The following is a 13,313-nucleotide window of genomic DNA, read 5'->3' as shown; positions in this document are numbered from 1 at the left end:
CGGAGTATTACCATCCACGATCATATTGTTTAGGAGTTTCGATTACCGCCCCTAATTCTTTTGCCGCATTTTTAGGGAAGTAAGGATCACGCAGCAATTCGCGGGCAAGGAAAATGAGATCTGCTCGATTGTTTTGCAATATTTCCTCCGCTTGAATTGCAGTAGTAATTAAACCGACAGCGCCTGTTGGCATGTTTGCTTCATGTTTGATGGTTTCTGCAAAAGGAACTTGATAACCTGGATAAGCCTGAATTTTTGCAGGGACCACCGCTCCAGAGCTAACATCGATCAGGTCGACTCCTTGTTCTTTCATCCACTCTGAAAGGAGAATATAGTCCTCTGGCTTCATCCCATCTGGATGGTAATCAGACGCTGAAATTCTAACGAATAGTGGACCGTCCCAAACCTCTTTGACGGCATCGATTGTTTCCCGGAGGAAACGGTAGCGCTTCTCTGTTGTGCCACCATATTCATCCGTACGCTTGTTAGTAAGAGGGGACAAAAATTCATTAATTAAGTATCCATGGGCAGCATGAATTTCAATGACATCAAAGCCTGCCTTCTTAGCTCTTAAAGCACCTTCTTTAAAGGCTGAAATTACTTCATGAATGTCTTCCAATGTCATTTCCTTTGGCATTTTCATCGTTTCGTTAAAAGGAATAGCAGACGGGGCTAAAATTTCACCATCTACGGTTGCTTTGCGGCCAGCGTGGGCAAGCTGAATTCCCGTTTTGCTCCCATAGCTTTTCATTTGTTTTGTTAATCGAGCTAATCCCTCAATATGATCATCGCTCCAGATTCCAAGATCCTTTGAGGAGATGCGTCCTTGAGGTGTTACCGCGGTTGCCTCTTGAATAATGAGCCCAACTTGCCCAACCGCTCGGCTGACATAATGGGTAATGTGAAAATCCTCGACTTTTCCATCTTCGTTTTCACTTGAATACATGCACATCGGGGCCATGACGATGCGATTCTTTAAAGTCAAATTTTTAAGCGTATAAGTAGAAAATAACTTTGCATCCAATTGAATTGCCTCCTCTTGTTTCGATATGCTAAAAGTATAACAATGGAAAGAAAAATTCAAAAAATATATGCTTATTATCGTGTGCCTAGTTCAAAAATATGCTTTATTTAACAGTATGATTTTTTAGCTCATTTTTGTGTGAAACCATGATTCCACATGCCATTCCTTTATGTTGAAAGGTCCTGAAATAATTAGGAGAAAATGAGCTTTGCTATCTATGTTTTCTCTTTAGCTACTTTCATTTAATGGGCTAGGCATAGTGGTTAACAATCCCAATGTATTTCCGATAATCGAGTTCACTATCTTATGTCCGCTGCTCTTTTTCAAGCTCTTCCGCTAATGTAAGGCCGAGCCTTTTTGATTGGGAGGTAGCTTCTTTAATACATTGAATAAAAGCTTCCTGGACTTGATGTTCCTTTAAAATTTTTAACCCTGCCTCAGTAGTACCACCAGGACTCGTTACTTCTTTTCGGAGCTGTTTTGGCGGCTTTGTCGTTCTTGAAACCATTCCAGCTGCACCAATTAACGTTTGCACAATGAGCTTCTGTGCTAACTCTCCGTTAAGTCCGATTTCCACTGCACTTTTTTCCATTGCTTCAATTAGATAATAAATGTAAGCTGGACCGCTTCCCGATAGTCCAGTGACTGCATCTAGCTGTTTTTCTTCAACATAAACGGTAAGTCCAACGGTATCAAACATTGTTTTAATTAAATGAATTTGTTCCTCTGTCGCAATGGAATTGGCAGCAAGGGCAGTGGCTGATTGTCCGATCGCCGCAGAAGTATTGGGCATTGCCCTAACGATTGGAACCGACCGTTCAGTCAGCATTTCAATACTTTTAATTGAGACTCCTGCAAGCATCGAGACGAGAAATGTTTCATGATTTAAATAAGGCTTTATTTGCTTTACTGCTAAAGCGACATCCTTTGGCTTCATCGCTAAAAGAATGACGTCAGCATCTTGAAGCATTTCTTCGAAGTCATATGTTGGATTTATTCCGTATTGTTGATGGAGCAGACTTAGCTTTTCTCGGTTGCTACGATTGGTTACCCAAATTTGTTCACCTCTCATAAATTGTTTTTTAACCATACCGGAAATTAAAGCTTCAGCCATCGAACCGGCTCCGATCATTGCGATTTTTTTCATGCTATCCTCTCCTTATCTAAAAAAACCCTTTCATCCTATAAAGGACGAAAGGGTTTGCTCCCGTGGTACCACCTTTGTTCATCTAGGTTAAAACTAGATGATCTCATATCCGTTAACGCCGGCAGACGGTTAGGTTTGCTAACAGCTCGTGAGGTAGGTTCAATGGTCAAGCGGATGGTGAAGCCTTTCAGCCGCTGAGCTTCACTCTCTTTCATCATTTCCCATTTACTAGTCCTTAGTCATTGCTTTGTATAAATATTAATAGAGATTATGCAAGATCAAGAGCTTGTCTGTCAAGTGGGATAAAGAAAAAAATTAAATTTTAAATAGTATAAGGCAAAACATATTCATAAATCGTCAACTTCAAGTTAGAAGCAACGACATTTACTTTGTATACAATCTATATTATGGGTTTCTTGTGAATGGTTAAATATGTGAAAATAATGACAGTTATTGAAAATGAAGGTAAACTAATGATTATATACGTTTATATAATGGATAAATAAGTATGGGAAAATAATGTTTAAGGAGACTAAAGAATGACGGAATGGAAAGATGGAATTGCCAAATTAATTTTGCCCACTCCTTTTCCAGTTGGAGATGTGAATGTGTATGTCATTAAGGGGGAGCTGTTAACACTTGTAGATGTTGGACCGAAAACAGAAGAGGCTTGGCAAGCATTGAATGAGCAGTTAAAAGAATTGGATTTGCAACCAGGAGACGTGGAGCAGGTTGTGCTAACCCATCATCACCCTGATCACGCTGGCCTACTCGATTATTTCTCAGCTTCCCTACCTGTATACGGACATCCATTGAATAATCGATGGTTGCAGCCAACGGAAAGCTTTTTAGCTGAGAGTGAGCAGTTTTTTATAAAATCATTTCATGAATTCGGGATTCCAAAAGATTATTGGCGATTGGCTGGGGCGATAAAGAAGGAATTGAAATATTCTTGCAACCGTTTATTGACCGGCTTTTTAACAGAAGGGGATTCACCACAAGGGTTATCTGATTGGAAGGTGATTGAGACGCCAGGTCATGCCCAAAGTCATATTGGCTTGTATCGAGAAAAAGATGGTTGCTTCATTGGCGGGGATCACTTGTTAGCGCATGTTTCTCCTAACCCGATATTAGAACCGCCGATATCGATGGGGAGTGATCGGCCGAAGCCACTTCTTCAATACAATGCTTCTATAAAAAAATTGTTAGATATCCCGATCAATCTTGTCTATTCAGGTCATGGTGAAGACATCCTCCACAAAAATGAATTAATTCTTAACCGCTTATCCCAGCAGCACGAACGGGCTAAAAAGGTTAAGAAGATGCTGGAGAAAAATGCATTGACCGTTTTTGAAGCGTGTCAGCTCCTTTTTCCAAAAGTGTATGAACGTCAACTTTCGCTCACGATGTCCGAGACTGTTGGACAATTTGATTATTTAATGGCCGAGAAGGAAATAAAGGAATGCAATGAAGATGGTGTTTTTCGATATACAGTAAGTTGAGGAGTGGAAATGGTGACATTGAACAATAAAAACATCGTGATTACTGGTGCTTCGTCAGGTATTGGTGAAAAAGTAGCAAGGATGGTGGCGGAAAGAGGAGCTAGACCAATTTTGCTTGCCCGTTCAACAGAGAAGCTTGCCGAAGTATGTGAACAGGTAAATGAAAGAACAACTGTTGGAGCCATATACTATCAGCTAGACGTCAGTGATGTTGAAGAAGTCAAAATCGTTTTTCAAAAAATACTTCAGGAAGTAGGTCATATTGATATTCTTTTAAATAACGCTGGCTTTGGCGTTTTTGAATCGGTTCATGAAGCCGATTTTGCAGATATTGAAAAGATGTTTCGAGTGAATGTGTTTGGATTAATTGCTTGTACGATGGAAGTTTTGCCTGCAATGCTGGAGGAGAAACGTGGTCATATTATTAATGTTGCCTCGCAGGCAGGTAAACTTGCTACACCAAAATCGAGCGGTTATGCCGCAACAAAACACGCTGTCCTTGGTTTTACAAACAGCCTGCGGATGGAATTGTTAAAAACAAATATTTTCGTATCAGCTGTTAATCCCGGTCCAATTGAAACGAACTTTTTTAGCATTGCTGATAAATCTGGCAATTATGTGAAGAATGTAAAAAGAATGATGCTGAAATCGGATTATGTTGCCGAACAAATAATCAAATTAATGATCAACCCGAAGCGTGAATTAAATTTACCACGATGGATGAATATGGGAAGCATCCTTTACAATTTGTTTCCTAACTTAGCTGAAAAACTGACAGGGAGTATATTCGATAAAAAATAGCTTGTGAATTTTCATTTGAGGTTAAAGAGGAGATAGGAAAGAAATGAGGTCATCGCTTTGAAAGAGATCATTTTAAAATCATTAATGCAAATAGAAGAAGAATATCATGTAAAGATTCTCTATGCGGTTGAATCAGGAAGCAGGGCATGGGAGTTTCCTTCAAAAGATAGCGACTATGATGTTCGCTTCATTTATGTCCATAAAGTGGAAGATTACTTAACGATTGACCAAATGGGGATAGGAAAAAAACGCGATGTGATTGAATTGCCGATTAACAATTTATTAGATATAACAGGATGGGAACTTACTAAGGCATTAAGATTATTGAGAAAATCGAATCCTCCATTATTAGAATGGTTGCATTCTGGGATCGTATACTATCAAGCATTTTCAACGATTGAGCAGATGAAGAAGCTAAGTCAACATATATTTACTCCACATTCATGTATCCATCATTATTTAAATATGGCAAGCAACAATTTTCGCGAGTATTTGCAGGGGGATGAAGTGAAAATAAAGAAATATTTTTATGTCCTCCGTCCTATTTTGGCTGCTCAATGGATTGAAAAATATAATCAATTTCCACCGCTAGAGTTCACAAAATTATTGGAGAATCTTTTACCAGATGGAGACTTAAAGAAAGAGATAGAAACGCTGCTCACAAGAAAAATGAGTGGTGAAGAACTTGCCCTTGAATCGAAGATTGACGTCATAAACGATTTTGTGAACGAGGAAATTTTACGTTTAAGAGCGTATACACGAACGCTCAATAAGGATGCTCCAGATTGGACACCTAAACTCGACCTCCTTTTCAAAAATACACTTAAAGAGGTCTGGAACTAAATAAAGAAAAGCTTGTTACGATATTTTTCAGCAACAAGCTTTTAAGTGTATTTTAGGCTTCCATCTGCTTTAACACTTCCCAGTATAGTGCTTGAATAAACTTTTTAATATTGATTCGGGGAACTTGATTTTCTACTTGGTAGCCTAGTTTTAATTCATACATTTTAAGTCTCACTTGTGAAAAATCAAAGAATTTAGCTGCGTACTGTTCAAAAATAGGGTTGGTGTAGTCGTCCAATCCAAGAGCTGCAATGTGATTTAAAGAATGATGAATGGCTCTCCTTACTCTTTGTTCAGAAGCTTTAACTTCTTTTTGTAATTCGTCGCGAGCATTTCCGTTTTTTTGCGCAGCTTGTTCAAATAATAGTTTTAAAGATGGAATGGTAGAGTATGTATCATCGCTGCTTTCAAATAATATTTCCAATATATCAATAATATCTTTATGGCCTCCTTCGGAAAGGATTCCTAACTCGGCTAGGATACCTTGACATTCCGTTTGGAAACGAATTGATTTATCTTTCACAAGCGGACGCTCTTCTCCTTTCATTGATTGGAGAGAATTAATTTGTCTTAATGAAGCTTGAAAATTGTGAATGGAATTTTCGAGAATAATTCTCTCACTGACTTTTTTTAAAACATTAATAACTTCGAGTTTGTTAATTGGTTTCAAAATATAATAATCAATACCGAGAGAGTAGGCTTCCCCGATTAATTCCTTTATTTCAACTTGTGAAAGCATCACGATTTTTCCAGTGAAATCAGGTGTAATCGCTCGGATTGTTTCGAGACCATCACGATGTGGCATAAGCAAGTCTATGAGCAAAATGTCGACCTTTTTTTTCGCAAGCAGTTCTATATCAATCTCTGAACCGTCGCTTGCCTCCCCCACAATCTCGCCAAATTGTTCATTTTCGATAATATCAGATAAAATCATCCTGATTGAATCGTCGTCATCTACAAGGAAAAATCTCATCGAAGATCACTTCCTTTCATTTTGTCGATTGGCAGAGAAATGACGAAGGTTGTGCCACTGTCCTTCTCTTGATCGACTAATTCTATCGTTCCTTCTATTTCTTCAATTACGTTTTTAATATAGGTTAAACCTATTCCGTTCGATGGTTTCCCATTGCCTTCAAATTTTGTAGTAAATCCAGGTTGGAAGATTAATTTTTTATGCTTTTCTGCAATTCCTGGACCATTATCTGACACTGAAATATATAAAAAGTCTTCATTTAGATCTGCAGAAATTACAATTTTGCCTAAACCTTCGATTGCTTCAACTGCATTTGCAACAAGGTTATTGATAATGGACAATATGACATAGGTTCGATAGGGAGGATGACTCCCGTTAATCGATAATTGAAAATCGATCTTTTTTTCTAGCAGCAAGCTGTAATTTTGATTAGCGGTTACAATGACATTGAGAATCTCTTCTATTTCCATATAATCAACATTTGACCCCTTATCGATTAATTTTGCCAGCCCAGAGAAAATACGTTGATCGTCTTTCTTTATTTCATGTGTCTTTCCTGAAATAGAGAGAAGGTTTTTAGCGAATCGATGATTTTCCTTTTTTAATTCGATATATAGTTCATATGATTCTCTTGTAAGGTTTTCTGCATTTTGAATCGTTTTTGTCAGTTGGATCATTTCAACGTATAAATTTGAGACAAGAATAAGCATTTGTTCATTTTTTGCTCTAAGCTCTGCCTCTGCCTGCTTTGTTTTACGCAAAATAATGATATTAAAAAAGCCGAGAACAAAAAAACTGCGAAGGACTGCAATGCTTTTAATCCACATAAAGGTTCTGAATGACATTTCCTGTTGAAATATTAAATTTCGAGCTCCAATTTCAATCATACTGGCAGATACCTCTGTAACGACTCCAAGTAATCCCATGATAAAAGGAGCATGGAGGAACTTTTTTAATCTTAATAAATAAAAAAGAAGACCGTATGTAAAATAATAGAAAAAAACCGGTCCATGGAATCCCCACAGAGAAGGAATCGAATTATCCACCATAATAGAGGTTCCCAATGTCACCCGAAATATGACGACAGACAGCCCAGTAAGAAATCCCGCTATTACTGGGTTAATCCTGTTTGACCATAGCAGAATAAAGAAAAAAACGGGGGTACCTAAGCTAATTCTTATTTCCGTTTTTAAAGGGTAAAAATTGAATTCTCCTGCTATCGGAACGAGGATAATGAGCAATAAATAGGTTAAAAGTTTTCTATTCACTTAATCGATCCTTCCTTCGAGTAAAAACTCAAATCGATGTTTCTTTTCCACTTTCATTGTAATAGATAGGCAAAATGATTGTTTTATTAAAAATGACAAAATTATGTATATCTCGAGTGGTTTTGTAATTTATTGTAGGTTTTTGTAGGTCATCCATATGATGGAGATGTGGGTTATTTATAGCCTATATGAATAAGTCTTATTTAAGACAAATATTCATGTGAAAAACTTCACAAAAGGTGGTGATTAATGAAATCTTGAAGTTAGGCCATTCTTTTAAAAAATTGAATAATGATAGGAGGTAATCAATGATGCTGTGGATCCAGTTAGTTATCCTACTTACTTGCATTTTTATAGGGGCGAGGCTAGGGGGTCTTGGCCTTGGAGTTATGGGTGGTGTCGGCTTAGCTATCTTCGTATTTATCTTTGGTCTCCAACCGACTTCTGCTCCTATTGATGTCATGCTGATGATTTTAGCTGTTATAACAGCAGCAGGTACTTTACAAGCAGCAGGTGGCATGGAGTATCTTGTTTATTTGGCTGAAAAAGCATTGCGGAAAAACCCGAAATATATCACCTATGTAGCACCGATGGTTACGTATTTGTTTACATTTTGCGCGGGTACTGGGCATGTTGCCTACTCGGTTTTACCAGTTATTGCCGAAGTATCGCGTGAAGCGGGAATACGACCAGAAAGACCTATGTCCATCGCTGTTATCGCATCCCAACAAGCGATAACCGCTAGTCCGATTTCTGCGGCAACGGTAGCTCTATTAGCACTGTTAACTGATTTTAATATCACGCTTACAGATATTTTAATGATCTGTATTCCGTCTACTTTTATTGCTTGTATGATTGGAGCATTTATTGCTAGTAAAACAGGTAAAGAGCTGTCCGACGATCCAGAATATTTGAAACGATTAGAAGCGGGATTAGCACCAATTAAAAAGGAAAAGAAAGCGTATGTGGCTGATAAAAGCTCAAAGCTTTCTGTTGCATTATTTTTACTTGCCGCTGTTTTAGTTGTCTTTTTCGGTTCATTTGAGAATTTGCGTCCAGCTTGGGAGGTTGAAGGTGAGCTGGAAAGAATGGGAATGCCTGTAACGATTGAAATTATCATGCTTACTGCAGCAGCTCTCATGATTATTTTATGTAAGGTCAATGTTGAAAAAATTGTTTCTGGCAGTGTCTTTAAGGCAGGCGCTGCAGCAGTAGTGGCTATTTTTGGAATTGCCTGGATGGGAGATACCTTTTTCAGTGGAAATAGCGAGATGATCACAGGCTCTATTTCTGATTTAGTTACGTCTGCACCATGGTTATTTGCCGTCGCGCTATTTATCTTATCGATTCTTCTTTATAGTCAAGCTGCAACGGTCCGAACACTTATGCCTTTAGGTATTACATTAGGGATTAATCCGGCCTTGCTTATCGCCATGTTCCCAGCAGTTAATGGATATTTCTTCATTCCGAATTATCCAACAGTTGTTGCAGCAATTAACTTTGATCGCACTGGCACAACTCGAATTGGAAAATATATTTTAAACCATAGCTTTATGATTCCTGGTTTAGTTTCAACAATTGGGGCGGTTACGATCGGCATTTTGTTAAGTTCCATATTGCTCTAGGGTTTCGTGATAAGATTTCGCATCATATTGAATAGGAGTGATATATATGTCTGACAATCTTGAAAATTTTCGTATTGAAAAGGATTTTTTAGGTGAGAAGAAAATTCCTGTTGAAGCCTATTACGGTGTTCAAACGCTGCGTGCAGTTGAGAATTTTCCGATTACCGGATATCGCATTGATGAAGCATTAATAAGAGCGATGGCAATCGTAAAAAAATCAGCAGCATTAGCCAATAATGCGATTGGGCAGTTGGATGAATCGATTACAAATGCAATTTTAACCGCTGCTGATGAAATATTGGAAGGGAAACTTCATGAGCAATTTATCGTTGATCCCATTCAAGGTGGAGCAGGAACTTCTATTAATATGAATACAAATGAGGTTATTGCTAATCGTGCTTTAGAACTGTTAGGCGAGGAAAAAGGAAATTACAGCATCATCAGTCCAAATACCCATGTTAATATGGCTCAATCAACAAACGATGCTTTTCCTACAGCCGTCCATTTAGCCATTTTAATGACTTTAGAGAATTTGCTCAATGCCATGGATGGTTTGTATAAGGAGTTTTTACAAAAGGCAGAAGAGTTCGATGGCATGATTAAAATGGGAAGGACCCATTTGCAAGATGCGGTTCCGATTCAACTAGGCCAAGAATTTAATGCTTATGCTCAAGTGTTAAAAAGGGATATTAAGCGCATCAGCAGTACCAGAGAAAATTTATATGAGGTCAATATGGGAGCAACTGCGGTTGGCACTGGTTTAAACGCTGACCCTGAATACATTGCCACTGTAAATAGTTACCTTGCCTTCTTTAGTGGCTATCCAATTAAAGGAACGCAAAATCTTGTTGACGGTACTCAGAATACGGACTGTTATTTGGAAGTATCATCTGCCATTAAGAACTGTATGCTCAGTATGTCAAAGATTGCGAATGATCTGAGGTTAATGGCATCAGGTCCTAGATGCGGCTTTGGCGAGATTAACCTTCCGCCACGTCAACCTGGTTCCTCAATTATGCCAGGGAAGGTAAACCCTGTTATGGCAGAGGTGCTTAATCAGAGTGCCTTCCAAATAGCCGGAAATGATCTGTCGATCAGCATGGCTTGTGAAGCTGGCCAATTTGAATTAAATGTGATGGAGCCTGTCTTAGTATTTAACTTATTGCAATCCATTAAAATTATGACCAATGTATTTACCGTTTTTCGCAAGTACTGCATTAACGGTATTACAGCCAATACTTCAGTTATGGAAGAGTATGTAAATAATAGCGTGGGGATTATTACGGCGATCAACCCTCATGTCGGTTATGAGGTGGCAGCATCAGTGGCAAAAGAAGCGATTAGCAGTAAACGTTCGGTGCGTGAAATCGTGTTAGAAAGAGGAATATTAACTCCTGATGAATTGGACATCATCCTTGCTCCAAAGGAAATGACTCATCCAGGCATTGCTGGTAAAGAGCTTCTAGGGAAAAACAGGAAAGAAAGAGATTTTGCACACAGTTAATAGAACTGCTTAAGTAGACTAGGTGCTAAAAATGTTGGCACCTACTCTATTTCTGTAGATTGATTGAAGGAGGCATTGCAAATGGGACAAGGTCTTACTGAGAATTTTTGGAGAAAACTTCATTCGTTATCTGGAGTCATTCCAGTCGGAGTATTTTTGACCTTTCATTTACTTTTAAATTATTCAGCGACATGGGGAGAAGCATCCTATAATGCAGCTTCTAGTTTTATGATGAATCTTCCTTTCAAAATCGTTTTAGAGTTATTTGTTATTTTTATACCCCTGATCTTTCACGCTGTATATGGCGTGTATATTGCCTTAAAATCTAAAAATAATGTGAATCGCTATCATTTTTTTCGAAATTGGAGTTTCTTTTTTCAACGCTTAACAGGTTTTATCGCCTTCTTTTTTATTGTTTGGCATGTTTGGGAAACAAGGGTGCAAGTAGCATTTGGTGCCGAAGCAAGCTTTAGCATGATGCATGACATCGTTTCAAATCCGATATCGTTAATTTTATATATAATTGGTATCGTTTCTGCGGTCTATCATTTCACGAATGGACTTTGGACATTCCTGATTACATGGGGAATTACAGTTTCGCCACAATCGCAGAAAATCTTTCAATATATATCGATAGGGGCTTTTATCCTCTTATCATTCGTAGGGGTTCGAGCTATTTTCGCTTTTGTTTAACTTATGGCTTCGTTAAATCATATTGTTGATAAAACAATTTTTGGCTCATTTCTTGTGAAACATGGTTTCACAAACTTTTGGAAGTATGACTGAAAGATCTTCTGAGAAAATGAGCCAATAATCAATACCGACATATAACAAAGCCTAACTTCAAAGCAGGAGGTTTCTAATATGCAAAATGGAAAAGTAGCGATCGTTGGAGGCGGGTTAGCCGGTTTAATGGCAACAATAAAAATCGCGGAAGCCGGAATGAAAGTAGATTTATTTTCACTTGTTCCTGTGAAGCGTTCTCACTCTGTTTGTGCTCAAGGTGGCATCAATGGTGCTGTTAATACGAAAGGAGAAAATGATTCACCATGGGAACATTTTGATGACACTGTATATGGTGGAGACTTTCTTGCAAACCAACCACCTGTTAAGGCAATGTGTGAGGCAGCCCCGAAAATCATTCATATGTTTGATCGTATGGGAGTGATGTTTAATCGTACGCCAGAAGGATTGTTGGATTTTCGCAGATTTGGAGGAACACAGCATCATCGTACGGCCTATGCAGGAGCGACAACTGGTCAACAGTTATTATATGCGTTGGATGAACAAGTAAGACGTTATGAAGTAAAAGGGCTTGTGACAAAGTATGAAGGCTGGGAGTTTGTTTCAGCGATTCTTGACGAGAATGGTGTATGTCGAGGCATTACCTCTCAAAATTTAAGAACGATGGAAATAAAAGCATTTCCTGCTGATGCGGTTATTGTGGCGACTGGTGGACCGGGAATGATTTTTGGAAAATCAACTAATTCAACGATTAATACAGGTTACGCAGCAGCTCGACTCTATCTGCAAGGTGCCACATATGCAAATGGCGAATTTATTCAAATTCACCCTACTGCCATTCCAGGCGATGATAAGAATCGCTTAATGAGTGAATCTGCTCGTGGAGAAGGTGGTCGAGTTTGGACGTATAAAGATGGAAAGCCTTGGTACTTTTTAGAGGAAAAGTATCCTGCCTATGGGAATTTGGTTCCTAGGGATATTGCGACTAGAGAAATTTTTGACGTGTGTGTAAATCAAAAACTAGGCATAAATGGCGAAAATAAAGTTTATTTGGATCTTTCTCATATTCCTGCTCAAGAGCTTGATGTAAAACTTGGTGGGATTATGGAGATTTACGAGAAATTTATGGGAGATGATCCGCGCAAAATTCCGATGAAAATATTCCCTGGCGTGCATTATTCTATGGGTGGATTATGGGTTGACTTTCACCAAAAAACAAGTATTCCCGGAATGTTTGCTGCAGGTGAGTGCGATTATTCTCAGCATGGAGCTAACCGCCTAGGGGCTAATTCTTTATTATCGGCTGTCTATGGGGGAATGGTAGCTGGGCCTGAAGCGGTCAACTATATCCTTGCACAAAATAGGTCGGCTCAAGAGATTCCATCCTCGATATTTGAACGGCAAGTGACGGCAGATGAAGAAAACTATCAAGCTATTTTAAAAATGGATGGATCAGAGAATGCCTATACTCTTCATAAAGAACTCGGTGAAATGATGACGGATAATGTGACTGTTGTTCGAGAGAATAAGAAACTAAAAATGACCTATGAGAAATTACAGGAGTTCTCTGAACGTTATCAAAGAATTAATATCGAAGATACAGCAAAATGGAGCAATACAAGTGCTTCATTTGTTAGACAGCTAGAAGGAATGATCCAGTTGGCAAAAGTAATCACTCTTGGTGCATACGCCCGTAATGAAAGTCGAGGTGCCCATTATAAACCTGAGTTTCCAGAGCGGAATGATGAGGAATGGCTTAAAACAACGATGGCAAAATATAATGAAAGTAAAAACGCACCAGAACTGTCTTATGAAGAAGTAGATATTTCTTTAATTGAGCCAAGAAAAAGAGATTATACAAAAGCGAAGGGAGCGAAGTGAG

Annotated in this window: 11 protein-coding genes; 7 read left to right on the top strand and 4 right to left on the bottom strand. The window is 38.5% G+C overall.

The window, feature by feature from the left end; all coding sequences use genetic code 11:
* Positions 1-7: 7 nt before the first annotated feature.
* Positions 8-1,024 carry an NADPH dehydrogenase NamA gene (namA, locus tag PZE06_RS04940; RefSeq protein WP_150915050.1) on the bottom strand — a complete coding sequence of 339 codons (1,017 nt, stop codon included), beginning with the start codon at positions 1,022-1,024 and terminating at the stop codon, positions 8-10.
* Positions 1,025-1,328: 304 nt separating this feature from the next.
* The gene (gene proC, locus PZE06_RS04935) at positions 1,329-2,171 is read right to left on the bottom strand and encodes a pyrroline-5-carboxylate reductase (RefSeq protein ID WP_150915049.1); all 843 of its coding nucleotides are present in this window, start codon (positions 2,169-2,171) and stop codon (positions 1,329-1,331) included.
* Positions 2,172-2,710: 539 nt separating this feature from the next.
* On the opposite strand from proC, the gene PZE06_RS04930 reads away from it, so the two are divergent.
* Genes PZE06_RS04930 through PZE06_RS04920 form a run of 3 tightly spaced genes read left to right on the top strand, consistent with a single transcriptional unit; the run spans position 2,711 to position 5,317 of the window.
* Positions 2,711-3,673 carry an MBL fold metallo-hydrolase gene (locus PZE06_RS04930; protein ID WP_150915048.1) on the top strand — a complete coding sequence of 321 codons (963 nt, stop codon included), beginning with the start codon at positions 2,711-2,713 and terminating at the stop codon, positions 3,671-3,673.
* Between the two features lie 9 nt (positions 3,674-3,682).
* Complete coding sequence (locus PZE06_RS04925; RefSeq protein ID WP_306421115.1) at positions 3,683-4,474, top strand: SDR family NAD(P)-dependent oxidoreductase; 792 nt, start codon at positions 3,683-3,685, stop codon at positions 4,472-4,474.
* 57 nt (positions 4,475-4,531) lie between these two features.
* Positions 4,532-5,317: a nucleotidyltransferase domain-containing protein gene (locus PZE06_RS04920; protein ID WP_150915046.1), complete on the top strand. Its 786-nt coding sequence runs from the start codon at positions 4,532-4,534 to the stop codon at positions 5,315-5,317.
* Between the two features lie 52 nt (positions 5,318-5,369).
* On the opposite strand, the gene PZE06_RS04915 is transcribed toward PZE06_RS04920, so the two are convergent.
* Positions 5,370-6,290: a response regulator gene (locus PZE06_RS04915; protein WP_150915045.1), complete on the bottom strand. Its 921-nt coding sequence runs from the start codon at positions 6,288-6,290 to the stop codon at positions 5,370-5,372.
* Positions 6,287-7,558 carry a sensor histidine kinase gene (locus tag PZE06_RS04910; protein ID WP_150915044.1) on the bottom strand — a complete coding sequence of 424 codons (1,272 nt, stop codon included), beginning with the start codon at positions 7,556-7,558 and terminating at the stop codon, positions 6,287-6,289. Before PZE06_RS04910 ends, PZE06_RS04915 begins: the two co-directional genes overlap by 4 nt.
* Positions 7,559-7,869: 311 nt before the next feature.
* Between PZE06_RS04910 and PZE06_RS04905 the strand changes: the two genes are divergently transcribed.
* The 4 genes from PZE06_RS04905 to sdhA all read left to right on the top strand — a co-directional run bounded on the left by PZE06_RS04905 (position 7,870) and on the right by sdhA (position 13,312).
* Complete coding sequence (locus tag PZE06_RS04905) at positions 7,870-9,183, top strand: anaerobic C4-dicarboxylate transporter family protein (protein WP_150915120.1); 1,314 nt, start codon at positions 7,870-7,872, stop codon at positions 9,181-9,183.
* A 46-nt stretch (positions 9,184-9,229) separates the two neighbouring features.
* Positions 9,230-10,687 carry an aspartate ammonia-lyase gene (gene aspA, locus PZE06_RS04900; protein WP_150915043.1) on the top strand — a complete coding sequence of 486 codons (1,458 nt, stop codon included), beginning with the start codon at positions 9,230-9,232 and terminating at the stop codon, positions 10,685-10,687.
* An 81-nt stretch (positions 10,688-10,768) separates the two neighbouring features.
* Positions 10,769-11,380: a succinate dehydrogenase cytochrome b558 subunit gene (locus PZE06_RS04895; RefSeq protein ID WP_150915042.1), complete on the top strand. Its 612-nt coding sequence runs from the start codon at positions 10,769-10,771 to the stop codon at positions 11,378-11,380.
* Positions 11,381-11,551: 171 nt separating this feature from the next.
* Entirely contained in the window at positions 11,552-13,312 is a 1,761-nt protein-coding gene (sdhA, locus tag PZE06_RS04890; protein ID WP_150915041.1) for a succinate dehydrogenase flavoprotein subunit, read from the top strand.
* Position 13,313 lies beyond the last annotated feature (1 nt).

The sequence above is a fragment of the Robertmurraya sp. DFI.2.37 genome, from assembly GCF_029211245.1.
Lineage (GTDB): Bacteria > Bacillota > Bacilli > Bacillales > Cytobacillaceae > Robertmurraya > Robertmurraya methanolica_A.
This window is presented reverse-complemented; position numbering and strand designations above follow the sequence as displayed.

Coding starts and splice junctions, on each gene's coding strand:
- PZE06_RS04905 (WP_150915120.1), top strand. CDS start 7,870: ATGCTGTGGATCCAGTTAGTTATCCTACTTACTTGCATTTTTATAGGG.
- PZE06_RS04930 (WP_150915048.1), top strand. CDS start 2,711: ATGACGGAATGGAAAGATGGAATTGCCAAATTAATTTTGCCCACTCCT.
- PZE06_RS04895 (WP_150915042.1), top strand. CDS start 10,769: ATGGGACAAGGTCTTACTGAGAATTTTTGGAGAAAACTTCATTCGTTA.
- sdhA (WP_150915041.1), top strand. CDS start 11,552: ATGCAAAATGGAAAAGTAGCGATCGTTGGAGGCGGGTTAGCCGGTTTA.
- aspA (WP_150915043.1), top strand. CDS start 9,230: ATGTCTGACAATCTTGAAAATTTTCGTATTGAAAAGGATTTTTTAGGT.
- PZE06_RS04915 (WP_150915045.1), bottom strand. CDS start 6,290: ATGAGATTTTTCCTTGTAGATGACGACGATTCAATCAGGATGATTTTA.
- proC (WP_150915049.1), bottom strand. CDS start 2,171: ATGAAAAAAATCGCAATGATCGGAGCCGGTTCGATGGCTGAAGCTTTA.
- PZE06_RS04925 (WP_306421115.1), top strand. CDS start 3,683: ATGGTGACATTGAACAATAAAAACATCGTGATTACTGGTGCTTCGTCA.